Below are 17,784 nucleotides of genomic sequence, written 5' to 3' on the forward strand. Positions count from 1 at the left end.
GGCGGGGGGCGGGGGGGGGGGGGCGGGGGGCGGGGGGGGCGGGGCGCGGGGCGCGGGGCGCGGGGCGCGGGGCGCGGCGCGCGGGGCCGAACGCGGCGCGCGGCGCGCGGGGCGGAAACGTGGGGCGCGTGCCGGCCTGTGGTTCGTTTCGCGCCGTTGTTCACCCAGGTTGGGTTGCGGGGCGGAAGACGCGTGGGGGTGAAATCGGTAGAAAGTGGGTGGAAACGTGGGTGAACGGCGGGTCTCCGGGTTTGGGCCGGGGACCCGCCGTTCGGGTGGGTCAGAGGTTCAAGGTCCAGCTGTTGATGTAACCGGTGTCGAGGCTGGCGGCGTCCTGGACTCGGAGCTTCCAGGGGCCGTCGGCCACCTCGGTGGAGAGGTTGACCGTGTAGGTGGCGTCGATGTTGTCGGCGCTGCCGCCGCTTCGGGCGCGCAGCGAGTAGACCGTGCCGTCCGGGGCGACCAGCGACAATGCCAGGTCACCGACGTACGTGTGGATGATGTGCACCTCGACCGTGCTGCTCGCCGACGCGTTGCCGGCGCAGCCGTTGATCACGATGGTGGACTCGACCGTGGTGTTGTCCGGGATCGCGACGTCGGAGGCGTTGCTGCCGGAGCAGCCGGGCAGGCCGTTGACGGTGAGTCCGACGTTGGCCCGGCGGATCGTCGCCGGGGACGTGCCGGTCACCACCACGGTGTACTGGCCGCTGTCGGCGTCCTCGGAGGCGGCGAGGGTCAGCGTCGACGTGCCGCCGGCGGTCACCGACGGCTCGCTGAACGTGGCGGTCACGCCGGCCGGCACGCCGGACGCGGTCAGGTCGATGGTCTGCGCCTCGCCGTTGACGCTGGCCGTGGTCACCGTGACGGTGGCCGACGTGCCCGGGTCGAGCGTCAGGGTCGCCGGGTCGACGGCTACCGAGAAGTCGTTGGTGACCGGGCATTCCAGGTCGTTGCCGGCGACGTTGACCGCGGTCCAGGCGGCCTGGACGGCCTTGTACTCGGTCGAGCACAGCCCGTACAGGTCGGTGGCGGCGGACAGGGTGTAGGCGCGGGAGGTGTTCGCCGGGGTGGTCGTGTTGACGTAGCGGGTGTTGGACGTGAAGTACACGTCCAGCGCCCGGTACCAGATCTTCTCGGCCTTCTCCCGGCCGATGCCGGTGACCGGGGCGGCGCTGCCACAGACCGGCGAGGTGCCGTACGCGGTGGCGCCGGTGCCCTCGGCCAGGTTGAAGAAGAAGTGGTTGCCCGGGCCGGACGAGTAGTGCACGTCGACGCTGTTCGTGCTGGTCGACCAGCAGCCGTGGGACGAGCCGTCGAGCGTCGGGTTGTACATGTAGCGCAGCGGCGCGCCGGTACCCCGGATGTCGATCTTCTCGCCGATGTCGTAGTCGCCCGGGTCGGACGTCGTGTTCGCGTAGAACTCGACGGCCGTACCGAAGATGTCGCTCGTCGCCTCGTTGAGGCCGCCCGATTCGCCGGAGTAGGTGAGGCCGCCGGACACCACGTTCTCGGTGACGCCGTGCGACATCTCGTGGCCCGCCACATCGAGGGACACCAGCGGCTTGGCGTTTCCGGCTCCGTCACCGTAGGTCATCTGGGCGCCGTCCCAGAAGGCGTTGACGTACGCGTTGCCGTAGTGCACCCGGGAGGGCACGCCGCGGCCGTCACCGAAGATGCCGTTGCGGCCGTGCACGTTCTTGAAGTAGTCGAACGTGACCGCGGCCCCGAAGTGGGCGTCGACGGCGGCCGACTGGCGGCTGGCGGTGGTGCCGGTGCCCCAGGCGTTGTCGTCGTCGGTGAGCGTGGTGCAGGTGCTGGTGCCGTTGTTCATGTCGCAGGTGCGGCCGTTGCCGCGGGTCGGGTCGATCAGGCTGTACGTGGAGCCGGACAGCGTGGTCTCGACGGCGACCGGACCGGAGTAGATGCTGGCGCCGGTGCCCGCGATCGACTCGATCTCGTCGTACTCGCCGATGTGCGCGCCGGTCAGCGCGTCGGTGATGACATGCAGGTGGGAGGGGGTCTGCTTGTCGGGCGCCCAGCCGTGGATCACGGTTTCCCAGGCGAGCCGGCCGCGGCCGCTGCTCGCGTCGACGAACAGCTCGGGCTGGTCGTTCGCGGTCAGCGTGCCTTCGAACCGGGACTTGGCCGCCGTCAACGCCTTGGCGCTGGAGACCTTCGGGGTGGTCGCCAGTGCCAGGGGTGCGGCGAGCCCCACCGAGGTGCCGGTGAGGGTTCCGTTGGCGTCGGTGTGCACGACGAAGTCGCCGCCGTAGACGCGCAGGCCCTGGTAGGTGCGGGTGTAGCGGACGTGGGCGTCGCCGTCGGCGTCGACCTTGGTGCGGTAGGCGGTGTACGACTCGCCGTTCGCGGCGGCGATCGCTGCCGGCCGGGCGTTGATCAGACCGTCGGAACGAGTGACGGCCTGAGCTTCGGTGGGGGGCTTGGGCTGCGGCGGGGCTGCCGAGGTGCTCGCGGCGGTGGCCACGAGGGCGCTGCCGACCAGCGCGGTTACGCCGGCCAGCGCGAGGGTTTTCTTCACGCGGTTCCTCCCGAACCAGATATCCACACATGGCAATGTGTAGATAAATTATGACCCGGGCATAGTGATGAGCTTATATATCTTCCTGGTCATACCGTAAGGGTCAAAAACGGCCAACGGCCCGTCGCCTGCGAAAAGCGGGCGACGGGCCGTAATCGGGTCAGGTCAGACGGACACCGAGTGCCAGAGGTGCGCCGAGTTGGTCGGCCCGCAGTCGGCGAGACCGATGATCCGGCCGTTCAGCCAGGAGAACGGGATCAGCGCCAGGCAGGAGTCACCCCACGGGGTGGGGTTGACCAGCCACTGGTCGCCCAGGTTGTTCGCGGGCGCCCAGCGCCACCACTGACTCTGGTCGGAGGCGTTGCAGTCGGTCTGGGTGACGCTGATCGTGCCCCAGATGGCCTGAAGGCAGCGGCCGCTGTTGACGTTGGCGTACTGGACGTACCCGTTGCCGAGGTCGTTCGCGATCCACCGGCGGTGGCTGTCCGACCCGCACGTCCACTGCTGGATGCGCGCGCCGTTGCTCTTCGAGGCGTCCTTCACCTCGACGCACTTGCCGGAGACGTTGTTGACCAGGTTGACGACGCCCGCAGCCAGTGGCGCCGGGGCCTTGTCGGCGGCCTGTGCCGGGCCGGCCAGGCCGATGCCGAGCGAGACGACAAGCGCGCCGACCAGTCCGGCGACCTTACGGAGATTCATGGTGTGCCTTTCGTTGACACGTCGGGTTCCTGTCAGGTCGGCCCGGTTCGGGTGGTCGCCCTGACAGCATCGGACTTCGATGCCTTCCGATGGCAGCTGTCCGGTCGACCGTCCGGCAACGGTCCCGGACGGATCCCGGACAGGCGTCGCTATCAATGGGGGTGACGTGTCCGAGGACGATCCCGTCCAGGTTTTCGCCGCGCGGCTCCGGCGGCTCCAGATCGACTCCGGCGGCCCGTCGGTCCGTGATCTGGAGCGGCTGACCGGCAAGGTGGGCAGCCCGTACACCCGCGGCACCATCCAGGACAAGCTGACCGGCCGCTCGGCGCCCTCCGCGGAGTTCGTCGAGGCGTTCGTGCTGGCGTGCGCGCTGCATCAAGGCGCGCCCGATCCGGATCTCGGCCGGTGGACGCGGTGGCATGCAGTGATGACCCGGGACGTCGCCGAGGCCCGGGTCCGGCGCCGGGCTGTTCCCACCGAGTCCTGCCCGTTCCGGGGACTGGAGACGTTCACCGCCGAGCACGCCACGTTCTTCCACGGCCGGGACGTCGCGATCCAGCGGGTGCTGGCCGGCCTGGCCGCCCACCCGCGCGGGGTGCTGCTGCTCGGGCCGTCCGGCGCCGGGAAGTCGTCGCTGGTCCAGGCGGGTGTGCTGCCCGCGCTGGCGGACGGCCAGCTTCCCGGCAGTGATCGCTGGACCACCGTGGTGACACGGCCCGGCCAGGATCTGCTGGCCGCCCTCGACTCCGGCGGGCGGCGGTTGGTGGTCGTCGACCAGTTCGAGGAACTGCTGGCGCCGGGCGGCGGGCGCGAGGTCCTCGACCGGCTCACCGCCGTGCTCGGCGACGAGGACCCCGACACGACGGTCATCCTGGTCATGCGGGACGACTTCTATCCCCGGCTGGCGTCCGAGGCGCCCGCTCTGCTGGACCTGATGGCGCCGGGTGTGGTCAACGTGCCGACCATGCTGGGCATGCAGGACCTGCGCGACATCGTCACCCGGCCCGCCGTGGCCGCCGCCCTGACCTACCAGGAGGGCCTGGCCGAGCGGATCATCACCGACACCCTGGCCGTCGACCGGCAGGCCCCGGCCACCGTTCTCCCGCTGCTGGAGCTCACCCTCGAACAGCTCTGGCAGCGCCGCGAACGGGGCTGTCTCACCCATGAGGCGTACCAGCGGATCGGCGGGGTCAGTGGCGCCCTCGCGATGTGGTGCGACACCGCGCTGCAGCAGCTGCCGCCGGACCGGCGGCCGACCGCACAGCGCATCCTGACCGCCCTGGTCCGGCCGGCCGACGAGGCCGGGCGGGTTCCGGCGGCCCGCCAGCGAGTCCCGATCGCGGTGCTGCGTGATCTTGCCAGGCCCCCCGGTGACGCCGTCGCGGGTGTGCGAATGGATCCAGCGGACGATGACGTACCCGCCGGGCGGACCGTTGACGAGGTGCTGGCCGCGCTGACCGCGTACCGGCTGGTCACCACCGGTGTCACCGATCCGGCCGGGGTGCCCACCGCGGAACTCGTGCACGACGCCCTGATCCGTGACTGGGCGGTGCTGCGCGGCTGGGTCAACCAGGACCACCGGTTCCAGGACTGGCTGCGCCGGGCCGGGGAGCGGCACACCCGCTGGGTGGCCAGTCACCATCCCGGTGATCTGTTGCAGGGCACCGACCTGGCCGAGGGCACCGACTGGTCGGCCCGGCGTACCCTGCCCGAGCCGATCGCCGGGTTCCTGGCCATGAGCCGCCAGAACCAGCTGTACCGGACCCGCCGGGCACACCGGATCACCGCGGCTCTGGCCGTGCTCCTGGTGGTGAGCCTGACCGCGACCGGGATCGCGCTGTGGCACCGGCGGGCCGCGATCACCGCGCAGGGCACCGCGCTGTCCCGGCAGCTCGCTGCCCAGTCCACGGCGCTGGCCGCCTCCGACCCGGACCTGGCCGCCCTGCTGGCCATCCGCGCCTACCAGGTGGAACCCACCGCCGAGGCGCTGAGCAGCCTGTACACGGCGGCGGCCCGGCCGCTGCGGCACAGCCTGGCCGGACATCCGGGCAGTGTGCGGTCGATCGTCTTCAGCCCGGACGGCGGAGCCGTCGCGACCAGCGGCGACGACGGGACGGCCCGGATCTGGGGCGCCGGCGACGGGCAGCTGCGGGGCGTCCTGACCGGGCACACCGGCGCCGTGCTGTCGGTGGTGTTCAGCCCCGACGGCCGCACTCTGATCACCGGCGGCCAGGACGGCACGGTCCGGCTGTGGGACACCGCCGGGGCCGCCCGCGGCATCCTGACCCACCACACCGGGGCCGTGCTGTCGGTGGCTTTCAGCCCGGACGGGCGCACCGTCGCGGTGGCCGGGGGACAGGGCATGGCCCGGCTCTGGGACGTGGACGCCGGCGAGGTCCGTGCCGACCTGGTCGGGCACACCGGCGACGTGCGCTCGATAGCCTTCGGCCCGGACGGCCGTACCCTGGCTACCGGCGGCCAGGACGGCACGGTCCGGCAGTGGGACGCCGAGACCGGGGCGCTGCGGGCCACCGTCAGCCACCACCGCGGCGCCGTGCTGTCGGTGGTGTTCAGCCCGGACGGCCGCACGCTGGCCTCCAGCGGTCAGGACCGGGTCATCCGCCTCTGGGATGTCGCCGGCCTGCGGCTGCACGCCCCTCTGCCCGGCCACGCCGGCGAGGTCCACTCCCTGGCGTTCAGCCCCGACGGCCGTAGCCTGGCTTCCTCGGGCGACGACGACACCACCCGGCTCTGGGACGTCGCCGGGCAGACCGCTCGCAGCCTGCTGACCGGCGGCGTCACCGCCGTCGCGTTCAGCCCGGACGGCACCACGCTGGCGACCGGCGGGGCCAGCGGCACCGCACGGCTCTGGGACGTCACCGGAGGGCAGACCCGGATCGCGCTGACCGGCCACACCGGCGCGGTCACGGCCGTCGCGTTCAGCCCGGACGGCGGCACCCTGGCCTCCGCGGGAAACGACGGCCGGATCAGATTCTGGGGTACGGCCGACGGCCGCTCCGGGTTGACGCTGGCCGGACACGTGGGCCCGGTGGAGGCGGTCGCGTTCAGCCCTGACGGGCGCACCCTGGCCAGCGGAGGATTGGACGGCCGGATCAGATTCTGGGGTACGGCCGACGGCAGTTCCCGGTTGACGCTGAGCCGGCACCTGGGCCCGGTGGCGGCGGTGGTGTTCAGCCCGGACGGAGCGACTCTGGCCACCGGCGGCGCGGACACCACGACCCGGCTGTGGGACGTCGCCGCCGGCCAGACCCGGGCCACGATGACACCGCCCAAGCCTCGCCCGGTCTCGTCGCTGGCGTTCAGCCCCGACGGAGGGATCCTGGCGGCCAGTGGCACGGACCACCGGGTCCGCCTGTGGGACACCCGCAGCGGTCAGGTGGTGGTCCGGCTCGACGGGCACACCGGCGCCGTCACGGCGGTGGCGTTCAGCCCGGACGGCCGCACGCTGGCCACCGTGGGCGTCGACGCCACGATCCGGTTGTGGGACACCGCGACCGGCCGGTTCCGGAGCCGTCTGGACGGGCACACCGGCGCCGTGCTGTCGGTGGTGTTCAGCCCCGACGGCCGCACGCTGGCCACCGGCGGTGTCGACACCACCGTCCGGTTGTGGGACACCGCGACCGGCCAGTTCCATACCCGTCTGGACGGGCACCGGGGCGCGGTGTCGTCGGTGGCGTTCAGCCCCGACGGGCATACCCTGGCCAGCGCCGGTGAGGACGCGACCGTGCGGTTGTGGCAGGTCACGGCGGCCACCCCGGCCGCTGCCGTGGAGAAGATCTGCCGGGCGATCGCCCGCGACATCACCCCGGAGGAACGGGCCGTCTACCTTCCCCCGGGGGACCCGTCGACACCGATCTGCCACGACGTGCACTGCTCGATGCGCCCCGGCATCGACACCGCGATCCGCTGCGACAGGCACCGCAACAACAACGGCAACCGGCCGTCCACGGTCAGGTCGTGAAGATGGTGAACTCCACCTGGCGGACCTGGCCGCCCGCCTGGAACTGGAGGAACATCCGCTTGTCGCCGCGCTCGGCGAACGCGGCGTGGAAGGCCAGCACACCGTCGGCCGGGGCGGACCCGTCGGCGCTGGTCGCGATCGGGTGCAGGTGTTTGAGGCCCTGGGTGCGCACCTCGAAGTTGGACAGGTGGGCGTAGGCGCCGAGGTACGGCTCCAGGGTCGCCGGGCGGCCGTCGCGCAGCACCTGGAACTGCAGCGCCGTCTGGGTGCCGGAGGTCAGGTCGGCGGTGCCGTCGAGGCGGCGCACCGTGTACGGCCCGGAGCGGTCCTCCGGCTGTGGGGCCGGCACCGGGACCATCGTGGTGTCGCCGGCGATCACGAACGGCACACCCAGCACGGTCGGTTCGGCGCCGGCTGGGCGGCCGTACGGCACGAACTCCAGGTACACCCGGTAGGCGCCGCCGTCGGTGATCGTCACCGGGGCCGTCCACGCTCCGTCGACCACCTCCGGGTGCAGATGCTGATAGCCGGACAGGTCGTCGCGTAGCACGTACATGTGCACGGGTTTGGTGTGGATCTTCTGGAAGTCGGTGACCGGACCGCCGGGGCCGGTGACCCGCAGTGACACCGTCGCCGGGCCGCGCCCGGCGGGCAGCGAGAGGGCCTCGGCGCGGAAACCGTCGTAGGCGTCGGAGAGGCCGTCGCTGTGGTAGGCGACGGGTGACGGCGCCGGCGCGGGCGGGGCGGCGGGCGCGCGGCTGTCCAGGAACAGGTAGGCGGCCCCGATGAAGCCGGCCAGCGTCACCGCCGCGGTGAGGCGGCGGTGACGCGCGTTCTGGCCGGTCAGCTCACTGCCGCCGCGCCGGTGGGCCGGACCAGGAAGAGTCCGACGCCGATGCTCTGGACGGCGACGACCCCGTTCTTGAGGTACGGCAGAGCCATCCAGCTGCCGCTGTAGCCACTGGCGTTCGACGACGGGTCGACGTCGAAGTAGCCGACCTCGGGCAGCGAGGCCGAGGCGACGTTGGTGGTGTCGAGGATCCGTAGGCCGCCGCGGTAGGACGCCTGGAAGTGCCGGTTGCCGACGGTGTAGCCGTTGTGGTTGACGAACGTGCCGCGGGTGCCGTTGTCCCGGCCCACGTACCGGGCGGCGTCCAGCTTCTCGATGTTGTAGACGAAGTCCGGGCTGCCGGAGGCGGTGCTGATCGTCTCGTCGTTGACGATCATGTGCTTGTAGTCGCTGGTGGCGAAGCCCTGGTGGATGAAGCTGGCGCCGGGGTGCGTCACGCTGGACAGCAGGACGATGCTCGACTTGTTGGTCACGTCCAGGATCTGGAACCGCCGCCCCTGGCCGGTGAAGTTGAACGCGATCTCCCGGCCGGTGTATCGGGTGTCCGGGCCGGTGTAGTTCACCACGATCGACTCGTGCGAGTAGACCTCACGGCTGTAGCAGCCGGCCAGCGTCAGGGTGAGCGGCGTCTTGATGTCGTAGATCGTCAGGCCCTTGCTGCACGTGTTCGCGCCGGATACGTACAGGAAGCCGGTGGCCTGGTTGATCTGCAGGGTGTGGCTGTTGGTCAGCCCGGTGAAGCGCGCGTCCGCGGTGAACGTCTGGGTGGTGGTCACGCCCTGGAGCTTGTTCAGGTTGAAGATCTGGATGCCGTGCGACACCGAGTCCTTGCCGATGTAGGCGTAGTTCTTGTACGTCCGCACGTCGCACCAGGACGAGCTGACCCCGTTCGAGGACGGCAGGTTGCCCAGGTAGCGCGGGTTCGACGGGTCGGTCACGTTGACGAACGACATGCCGTTGGACCGGCAGTACAGGATGTACTCGTTGCTGTCGCGGGTGTCGGTCCAGTGCCACATGCTCGACGATCCGCCGCCGCCCAGCGACGACTGCGGCAGGAAGCTGAGCAGGTCGACGTTCTTGCACGGGTACGTCCCGGCCATGCCGTTCACGCAGGTCACCGGAGCGGCGGCGACGAGCGGGGCGCCGCTGCGCCAGGCGGGTTCGTAGATCCTCAGCAGCTCGGTCTGTTCGGCGCGGCCCTCCGGGGTGTCCGGATCGTGCGCCGTGGCCGGCGGTCCGGCCAGGGCCAGCAGGAGGACCGCGGTGGCGGCGAGGGTGAGTCGGCGTACTCCTCGGAGCATGGGTGAGCCCTTTCGCGCGGAGTAGTCAGCGCGCGCGGGGTCGGCACGCGCCTGGAGGTGCGTGCCTGAACGCTAAGCGTCACTTAGATGCCCGTCAATGTCTTGGGCTGAACTATCATGCAGCGCGCACCCAACCGTCGAGGCTCGGCGCGGGTAGTAGAGGTGTGAGTGTGACGTTCGAGGACTGGGTACGGCCGCATCTCGGCGCCATGGCCCGGCTGTCGGCCCGGCTGGCGCCGCATGCCGACCGGGACGACGTGGTGCAGGAGGCGCTGGCCCGGGCCTGGCTGAAACGGCACCAGTACGACGCGGCCCGGGGCACCCCGGCGGCCTGGCTGCTGGCGATCACCGCGGATCAGGCGCGCAAGGCCGCCCGCCGGTTCCGGGGGACCACCGCCGAGGTGCCGGACGACGGGGTGGCGGCGGAATGGGACGCGCGGGTGGACGTCCGCCGGGCGATGCGGCAGCTCACCGACCGGCAGCGGCTGGCCATCGACTGCTACTACTTCGCCGGCCTGTCCACGGCCGAGACCGCGGCGGTCATGGACTGCTCGGTCGGCACGGTGAAATCCACGCTGGCGGACGCCCGGCTGCGGCTCCGAACCCTTTTGGCGGTGACCGGATGACGGGTTCTCCCGCCGACCTCGAAAGGCGCGTTGCCCGATGACCAACGACCCGATCGATGACCTGCTCACCGTGGCCGGCGAGCGGTGGCGGGCGGCCCAGCCGCCGCCGCCCGAGCCGGATGCCAGTCGCTGGGTGACCCCGGCGCGGCGAGGCTGGCTGGTGCCGGCCGGAGCGGCGGCGGCCACCGTCCTGGCCGCCGGAGCGATGGTGTTCGCCACCCAGCGGACGCCGGCCGATCCGGTGCTGGAGGTCTCCCCGGATCCGGCTGTCTCCACCATGCCGGTCGTCCCGACCAGTTCGGCCGTGCCCAGCCGTCCGGCCGAAACGGATGAACCGGCCTCGCTGATCGTGCGGGACGGCGATCTCGTCGAGGTGAGCGGCCGGGTCAAGGACGGGGAACTGTGCGCGCCGGCCCCGATCGGCGGCGACTCCTGCCCGTACGACATCGACGTGCCGGGGGTTCCCCCGTCGGACGGCGTCACGTTACGTGCCCGGTGGCATCGCGATGGTCTGTCCGACATCGAGGTGCTGCCGTACGCGCCGACTTCGGCCGGTGCGGGCTGGCTGGCCTCCCCGTTGCCGCAGACCCCGCCGTGCTCGGCACCGCCCGGTGGCTGGTCGGAGAAGAAGGACTGGGGCACCCCGGAGGTCGAGGACCCGCTGCGCAACTACCTGCACGAGCACGCCGACCAGTTCGCCGAGCAGTACGTGACGCACCTGAACGGCGCCCGGATCATGGTGGTCACGGTGGTGAAGGGCGACGTGGAAAAGGCCCGCAAGGCCCTGGAGGCGATCTACACCGCCAACCTCTGCGTGGTCGGGGCGCCCGGCGAACGCAGCCTCGCCGCAGACGAGGAACTCCAGGCCACCGTCGGCGCGGCGACTCGGGATCTGATGGGCGACAACATCTCCGGCGTCTACATGGCCCGCCAGGAGGAAGACCGGATCCGGGTCAACATGGTCCAGTTGACCGAGCCGCTGTACGAGCGGTTGGTCGCGATCGGCCTCGACCGCCAGATCATCGACCCGTGGATCCGCCCGGTCACCCGCTAGCCCCGGTCAGGGTTCGGTGTTCATCGGCATCATCGATGCCCGGGCGCCGGGTCCGGAAACCAGCGGCTCAGCTCAGGGCCGGTTGCTGCCGAACAGTCAGACGGGAGTCGGGAAGGACCGGGGTTGGACGGGGAACGGCGTATCGCGCGGGCGGACCGGCTGGCTGCCGTCGCGTCCACCGGCCTGTTGGAGGCGCCGTCCGCACCCGGGCTGGACCGGTTGACCCGGCTGACGGCGCGGCTGCTCGGCACGCCGATGTCGGCGGTGTCGCTGGTCACCGACGAGCAGCAGGTGCTCGCCGGCCGGTTCGGGTTTCCACCGTCGAACGGCGGGGTGGCCCGGATGTCGTTGACGCATTCGTTCTGCCGGCATGTCGTCGACGACGACGCGCCCCTGGTCGTCACCGACGCCCGCGCCGACGAGCGGGTCCGTGACAACCCGGCCGTCGACGAGAGCGGGGTGATCGCCTACGTGGGGGTGCCGATCCGGATGGACGGGCACACCCTCGGCGCGTTCTGTGTGATCGACAGCCGGCCGCGGACCTGGAGTCCAGCCGACCTGGCGACGCTGGAGGACCTGGGCGCCGCGGTCGGTTCGGAGATCGCCCTGATCATGGCGGCCGGTCACGCCGAGCGGGCGGCGACGCTGATGCGGGCGGTCCTGGAGGCGTCACCCGACGCGTACGTGTCCACCGACGCCGACGGTCTCGTGCTGGACTGGAACCCGGCCGCGGAGACGCTGTTTGGCTGGTCACGAGCCGAGGCGGTGGGCGCCGACGCGGTCGAGCTGATCATCCCGGAGGAGCATCGGGTCCGGTTCGCCGCCGACGTGGCCCGGGTCCGTGCCGGTGGCGAATCGGTGCTGGCCGGGCGCCGGATGGAGATGCCGGTGATCGACCGGCACGGCAACTGCATCCCGGTCGAGTACACCGTGCAGATCACCGACGTCGGGAGTCCGGTCTTCCACTCCTTCCTGCACGACATCAGCGCCCGCCGGGCCGCCCAGCGCGAGCTGCAACAGCGCAACCAGCAGCTGGAGCAGGCCAACCTGCTGAAACTCGACCTGATGGGCATGCTCTCGCACGACATCGGCACCCCGCTGGCCGCGATCACCGGCTACAGCGAGCTGCTGCTGGAGGATCCGCTGCCGGAGCCGGTGCTGTACCTCGTCGGACGGATCCGCAAGTCCGCCCATCGGATCGACGAGCTGCGCCACAACGTGCTGGCCATGTGCAGCCTCGACTCGGGCACACTCACCGCCAGCCGGCAGCCGGTGCTGCTCGGCCCGGCGCTGCGGGAGGCGGTCGACGCCGTGGAGGCCGACATCCGTGTCGAGTGCCCGGGCGAAACCTGGGTCCTGGTGAACCCGGCCCACCTGACGCAGATCGTCGTCAACTTCATCACCAACGCCGCCAAGTACGGCGGTGGCGCCACCGCGATCACCGTGCGGGAGACCGGGGAGACGGTGTCCGTGGCCGTACACGATGAAGGTCCTGGTGTGCCTTCGGCGTTGCGTCCCACCCTGTTCGATCGCTACACCCGGGCCGCCGACACCGGCGCCGCCAAGGGCCACGGACTGGGCCTGCACATCGTCGCCAGTCTCGCCGGCGCCAACCACGGAACCGTCGCCCACCGGGACAACCACCCCCGTGGCAGCATCTTCGAACTGACCCTGGATGCGGGCGGGGCGCATTGACGGTGGGCTAACAACCTCGGAACACTCCGTGAAACCGTCCCCGTGGTCACCCGATCTTCGCTGGTCCTGGCGTTAGCGTCGAAGTATGCGGCTCGGCGTGCTGGATGTCGGATCGAACACTGTGCACCTTCTGGTCGTGGACGCCCATCGGGGCGGCCATCCCGACCCGATGCGCTCGGAGAAGGCGCAGCTGCGGCTGGCCGAGCAGGTCGAGGACGGGCGGCTGACCGACGCCGGCACCGCCCGACTGATCCGGGCCGTGGCGCGGGCGAAGACGATCGCGGCCACCGCCGGATGTGTGGAACTGCTCGGCTTCGCCACGTCCGCGCTGCGTGAGGCGGACAACTCGGCCGAGGTCCTGGCGCGGGTCCGGGCCGAGACCGATGTCGACCTGCGGGTGCTGTCCGGCGCGGACGAGGCCCGGTACACGTTCCTCGCGGTCCGCCGATGGTACGGCTGGTCCGCGGGCCGCCTGCTGGTGCTCGACATCGGCGGTGGCTCCCTGGAGCTGGCCGTGGGCCGGGACGAGGATCCCGAGGTGGCTCTGTCGGCGCCACTGGCAGCCGGCCGTCTCACTCGCGGCCGGCTGCCCGGTGACCCGCCCGCGCGCCACCACATCGAGGCGCTCACCGACCACGTCGACCGGATCATCGCCCCGATCGCCCGGCAGATCCGCGCGGCCGGACCCTACGATCTCGCGGTCGGCACCTCGAAGACGTTCCGTTCACTGGCCCGGCTCGCCGGAGCTGCTCCGTCCGCCGCCGGGCCCCGGGTCCGGCGGACCCTCACCGACGCCGGGCTGCGGCAGGTGTTCGGGTTCATCAGCCGGATGGCCGCACCCGACCTCGCCGGCCTGGACGGGGTGAGCCCCGGGCGCGCCCACCAGCTGGTGGCGGGCGCGCTGGTGGCCGGGGCGGCGATGCGGGCGCTGGAGATCAGTGAGCTGAACATCTGTCCCTGGGCGTTGCGCGAAGGGGTGATCCTGCACCGGCTGGACACGCTCGGCGTACCCACTGATTCTCGTCGGCCCTGGCCGCTCACCGACCGGCAGCCGCGGCAGGTCCTTGATCTCGCGCAGTGATCGCGCCGCTCTGCTGGTCCAGCCACTTCAGCATCGCCTGGTTGGTCTCCTCCGGCAGTTCCTGCTGGATCCAGTGGCCGCAGTCCAGCTCGACCACCTCGACACCGGGAACGAACTCCGCCAGCGTCGCCGACTTCGGGATCGTGTCCCGGTCGCCGTAGATCATCAGGGCGGGCCGGCGGATGATCGGGTCCACGTCCGCCAGCAGGCGCCAGTTGCGGTCGAGGTTGCGGTACCAGTTGATGCCGCCGGTGAACCCGCTCGACTCGAAGGCGGACACCAGCACGGCCAGTTCGCCGTCGCTCATCACCGGCTCGCCGAGCGGGGTCGGCGCCTGTGCGAGGTTGATGAACGCCATCCCCGGCCGGGGTTCCTGGGGCGGCTCGTTCCTCCGGTAAAGGTTGCGCAGGAACTGGGCGGTGTTCTCGTCGAAGACGGCGTCCGCGACACCCGGCCGCCGGTTGAAGTGGACGAAGTAGTAGTCGCCGCCGAGGAACTGCTCCATCACCTCGATCCAGGGCCGTTCCCCGCGCTCGATGTACGGCAGGCTCATGTTGATCACGCCGTTGACCCGGCCGGGATGTAGCAGGGTCAGGCCCCAGACGACCATCGCGCCCCAGTCGTGCCCGACGAAGGTGGCGTCCTCGTACCCGAAGTGATCGAGGAGCGCGACCAGGTCACCTGACAGGTGGGCGATGTCGTAGTCGGTCACCTCTGCCGGGCGTGACGAGTTTCCGTACCCTCGCTGGTTCGGGACGATGACGTGGTAGCCGGCCGCGGCGAGGGCGGGCATCTGGTGGCGCCAGGTGAAGGCGTGCTCCGGCCAGCCGTGACAGAGCACGATGGGCTTGCCCCGGTTCTGCTGCCCGGCTTCGAAGACCTCCAGTTCCACGCCGTTGACGGCGATGAGGGTGGGCTCGGGAAAATCGGCTGGATCGAACGTCGTTGCGGTCATGCCGACATCCTGCTGACTGAAACCGGTCATCTCCTGACCTGTTTCCTGGGAAGAATCGGCGGGGTGCGAGCCGACCGCCTGATGGCCATCCTCCTGTTGCTGCAACAGCGCGAGCAGGTGACCGCAACCGAGGTCGCCCGGGAACTGGAGATCTCCGAGCGCACCGCCCGCCGCGACCTCGACGCCCTGGCCATGGCCGGCGTGCCGGTGTACTCCATGCAGGGCCGGGGTGGCGGCTGGCGGCTGGTCGGCGGCGCCCGTACCGACCTGTCCGGGCTGACCGCACCCGAGGCACGTGCCCTGTTCCTGGTCGCCGGCCCGGCCTCGGCGGCGACCCCGACCGTGAAAGCGGCCCTGCGCAAGCTCGTCCAGGCCCTGCCCGAACCGTTCCGGGCGCAGGCCGAGGCGGCAGCGTCGTCGCTGGTCAGGGATTCCCGGCAATGGGGGTCGAGCCGGGTCGAACACCGTCCGCCGCCCTTCCTCGACGAACTTCAGGACGCGGTGATCCGGGGCGTCCAGGTGCGTCTCGGTTACGTCGACAGCCGGGGCGCCGAAACCGGGCGGACCGTCCACCCGCTGGGCATCGTCGCCAAAGGCCCGTCCTGGTATCTCGTCTGCGGCACCGAGGCCGGCCGGCGGACCTTCCGCGTGGACCGGGTGTCGTCCGTCGAACCGACAGGCGATCCCGTGCACCGGCCCGACGGCTTCGACCTCGCCGACACCTGGCGCGAGATCGCCGACGAGGTCGACCGCCGGCGCACGCCCGTCGAGGCTCAGGCGCTGTGCGTGCCCGGCTGGATCGGCAACCTGCGGATGGCGTTCGGTGTCCGGCTGGAGGTGGGCGGCGCCGCCACCGACGGCCGGATCGAGGTCGTGATCCGCGGCCACGACGAGCACACGCTCGCCGGCGAACTCGCCGGGCTCGCCGAATGGGTCGACGTGACCGATCCACCGGGAGTGCGGCACCACCTGGCCGTGATCGGGACCATGCTCGTCGAGCGGTACCGGCCACCGGTGTTCGAGTGCGATCGGTATTGAACATTGCCGATCGACCTGTGGACGTCGCAGGCCCGGCTGCCGATATTGCGGTGATGGACCTCCGGAGAACCAGAAGCATTCTGGCGGCGCTGGCCGGCGTCGTCGCCTTCGTCCTCGGTGGCCTGGCCGTTCCCCGGCCGGCCGCGGCCGCCACCACGCTGATCTACGCCACCTTCAAGGGTGACGGGGCGGCCGACCAGGAGTTGTGGATCTATCAGTCCACCAACGGCGGAACGACCTACAACGTCCTGTACGACACCAACTTCCGCGGCCCGACCGGTGTCCTGCGGGACCCGAGCATCATCAAGCGGGGCAGCACCTACTTCATCGCCTACACCTGGCAGTCCTGGACCACGAACTCGACCTACTTCGCCGTCGCCCGCAGCACCGACCTGCTGAACTGGACCAACATCGCCACGGTGCCGTCCGGGATCAGCAGCACGAAGTTCACCTGGGCGCCGGAGTTCTACATCGAGGGCTCCACCGTCAACATCATCGCCAACGTCGCCCAGACCACCTGTTCCAACTGCTTCCGGCCGTACGTCTACACGGCCCAGAACAGCGACCTCACCTCGTGGAGCGGGCCGCAGCAGATGTGGGGCCTCGGGTTCAACCACATCGACGCCTATGTGGTGAAGTCGGGCAGCACCTGGCACTCCTTCGTCAAGAACGAGACCACCAAGTACATCGAGCACTGGACCAGCACCGACCGGCTCACCGGCGGCTGGATCAACCAGGGCAACCTGTGGAGTTCCGGTTACGAGGGCCCGTCGCTGGTGCGCCTGGACAACGGCCAGTACCGCATCTACGTCGACAAATACACCAACGGCGGCCTGTGGACCGCGACCAGCTCCGATCTCAACACCTGGACCGGCCTGAGCGCGGTCGGCTGCTCCGGTTGCCGCCACGGCACGGCCATCCCCCGATAAGACCTTTCCTTCTGCGGTACGAGAGAACGTGCGCTCCCATCAGCCGGACGCCGGTGGCTCACAGGCCGCCGGCGCCCGCAACGGTGCCCGGCTATCCGAAGGCCTGGTCGAGCGGTGGCCGAGACGGTCGCCCAGTTCCGGAGCTCGGGCGGTTTGCCTGGTCGAGACCGTCAGCCGTCGCTCACCACTGGAATGCCGGCGGGTTTACCGCGCTCGGCGACGGCCGGTGGGAGTCCGCGGTCCGTTCCGCGGAGATTGCTGCGGGTGGCGTGTCTCGGCAACGTCGACCAGCGAGCACACCGGCCGACTGTGTGCTTCGGTCCTTGCGCGAGCAATGACGGGATCACGCGCACGCTCGATCGTGCCGGCCGGGCCCGGAAGCAGCCATACCGTACCGCCGGCCGTTCGATGAGAGCCGAAAACAGCCACACCGTGCCGCTGGGCCTCGGCAGCGGAAACCGGACCTCGATCAAAACTTGGAGGCCGGAGGGTGACTGTCGGCCGGCGGTCACCACCACGTTCCACAGGTATACAGGTTCCTCATTTGGCCGTCAGGGTCGTCATTGTCACGGCTTCTGCCGGTGGAGAGAGCGCCGGCGGATGGGCCAGACCCTGATTGCGGAATGTCTCTAGAGTCGTGGTTTCACATCGGGGGGCTGGATGAGCGGGTACGTCGACGGGCCTGAGGAGCGCAAGCGGCGCGTGGCGAGCCGGACCGCTGCTGTCTGGTATGCGGTGCCGGTGGCCGCGCTCCTGGTCAACGCGTATGTTGTGCCGTGGAACAGCACGTCGTGTGACGACGAGCCGGGGTTCTGCGTCACCCGCCATGACCTGATGGGGATCCTGGTGATGGTGACGGTGCCGTTTCTGATCGTGTCGCTCGCGGTCGCGCTCGGGCTTGCGGGCCGGCTGGCTCGCCGGTTCGTGTCGCCGGTCGCGGCCGGGACGGTGGCGGCACTGTGCGGGTTCACGGTCACGGCCGGTGCGGCGTTGCTGCTGTATGCCGGTCACCGCGTCGAACTGTACTGATTGACA

At 70.7% G+C, this 17,784-nt stretch carries 13 protein-coding genes; 8 read left to right on the forward strand and 5 right to left on the reverse strand.

Annotation, left to right across the window (positions count from 1 at the left end):
• Positions 1-280: 280 nt before the first annotated feature.
• Together AB0E94_RS12225 and AB0E94_RS12230 are read right to left on the reverse strand one after the other, a co-directional pair.
• On the reverse strand, positions 281-2,539 hold the full coding sequence (locus tag AB0E94_RS12225) for a M4 family metallopeptidase (protein ID WP_360325517.1): 2,259 nt from the start codon (positions 2,537-2,539) through the stop codon (positions 281-283).
• Between the two features lie 165 nt (positions 2,540-2,704).
• The gene (locus AB0E94_RS12230) at positions 2,705-3,238 is read right to left on the reverse strand and encodes an RICIN domain-containing protein (protein WP_360325518.1); all 534 of its coding nucleotides are present in this window, start codon (positions 3,236-3,238) and stop codon (positions 2,705-2,707) included.
• A gap of 166 nt (positions 3,239-3,404) precedes the next feature.
• On the opposite strand from AB0E94_RS12230, the gene AB0E94_RS12235 reads away from it, so the two are divergent.
• Positions 3,405-7,220 carry a WD40 repeat domain-containing protein gene (locus tag AB0E94_RS12235; RefSeq protein ID WP_360325520.1) on the forward strand — a complete coding sequence of 1,272 codons (3,816 nt, stop codon included), beginning with the start codon at positions 3,405-3,407 and terminating at the stop codon, positions 7,218-7,220.
• Here the strand turns inward: AB0E94_RS12235 and AB0E94_RS12240 are convergent.
• Both AB0E94_RS12240 and AB0E94_RS12245 read right to left on the reverse strand, forming a co-directional pair.
• Positions 7,210-8,025 carry a hypothetical protein gene (locus tag AB0E94_RS12240; RefSeq protein ID WP_360325521.1) on the reverse strand — a complete coding sequence of 272 codons (816 nt, stop codon included), beginning with the start codon at positions 8,023-8,025 and terminating at the stop codon, positions 7,210-7,212. The two genes, AB0E94_RS12235 and AB0E94_RS12240, sit on opposite strands and share 11 nt — an antisense overlap.
• 38 nt (positions 8,026-8,063) lie before the next feature.
• Positions 8,064-9,371: a choice-of-anchor B family protein gene (locus tag AB0E94_RS12245; protein WP_360325523.1), complete on the reverse strand. Its 1,308-nt coding sequence runs from the start codon at positions 9,369-9,371 to the stop codon at positions 8,064-8,066.
• Positions 9,372-9,541: 170 nt separating this feature from the next.
• Here AB0E94_RS12245 and AB0E94_RS12250 point away from each other — a divergent pair, with 170 nt between their 5' ends.
• From AB0E94_RS12250 to AB0E94_RS12265, 4 genes are all read left to right on the forward strand, one after another.
• Positions 9,542-9,997, forward strand: coding sequence for an RNA polymerase sigma factor (locus AB0E94_RS12250; protein WP_360325525.1), 456 nt, complete (start codon positions 9,542-9,544; stop codon positions 9,995-9,997).
• 37 nt (positions 9,998-10,034) lie between these two features.
• Positions 10,035-11,051 (forward strand): hypothetical protein, encoded by a 1,017-nt coding sequence (locus AB0E94_RS12255; RefSeq protein WP_360325527.1) that lies wholly within the window; start codon positions 10,035-10,037, stop codon positions 11,049-11,051.
• Positions 11,052-11,174: 123 nt separating this feature from the next.
• Positions 11,175-12,746 carry a PAS domain S-box protein gene (locus AB0E94_RS12260; protein ID WP_360325529.1) on the forward strand — a complete coding sequence of 524 codons (1,572 nt, stop codon included), beginning with the start codon at positions 11,175-11,177 and terminating at the stop codon, positions 12,744-12,746.
• Between the two features lie 85 nt (positions 12,747-12,831).
• On the forward strand, positions 12,832-13,827 hold the full coding sequence (locus AB0E94_RS12265; RefSeq protein WP_360325530.1) for a Ppx/GppA phosphatase family protein: 996 nt from the start codon (positions 12,832-12,834) through the stop codon (positions 13,825-13,827).
• Here the strand turns inward: AB0E94_RS12265 and AB0E94_RS12270 are convergent.
• The gene (locus AB0E94_RS12270) at positions 13,784-14,782 is read right to left on the reverse strand and encodes an alpha/beta hydrolase (RefSeq protein ID WP_360325532.1); all 999 of its coding nucleotides are present in this window, start codon (positions 14,780-14,782) and stop codon (positions 13,784-13,786) included. The two genes, AB0E94_RS12265 and AB0E94_RS12270, sit on opposite strands and share 44 nt — an antisense overlap.
• Before the next feature lie 63 nt (positions 14,783-14,845).
• On the opposite strand from AB0E94_RS12270, the gene AB0E94_RS12275 reads away from it, so the two are divergent.
• The 3 genes from AB0E94_RS12275 to AB0E94_RS12285 all read left to right on the forward strand — a co-directional run bounded on the left by AB0E94_RS12275 (position 14,846) and on the right by AB0E94_RS12285 (position 17,778).
• Positions 14,846-15,820, forward strand: coding sequence for a WYL domain-containing protein (locus AB0E94_RS12275; RefSeq protein ID WP_360325533.1), 975 nt, complete (start codon positions 14,846-14,848; stop codon positions 15,818-15,820).
• A 53-nt stretch (positions 15,821-15,873) separates the two neighbouring features.
• Positions 15,874-16,749, forward strand: a complete 876-nt coding sequence (locus tag AB0E94_RS12280) for a hypothetical protein (RefSeq protein WP_360325535.1) — start codon at positions 15,874-15,876, stop codon at positions 16,747-16,749.
• Positions 16,750-17,409: 660 nt separating this feature from the next.
• Positions 17,410-17,778, forward strand: a complete 369-nt coding sequence (locus tag AB0E94_RS12285; RefSeq protein WP_360325537.1) for a hypothetical protein — start codon at positions 17,410-17,412, stop codon at positions 17,776-17,778.
• Positions 17,779-17,784: the final 6 nt, after the last annotated feature.

The sequence above is a fragment of the Actinoplanes sp. NPDC026670 genome, from assembly GCF_040638175.1.
Classification (GTDB): Bacteria; Actinomycetota; Actinomycetes; order Mycobacteriales; family Micromonosporaceae; genus Actinoplanes.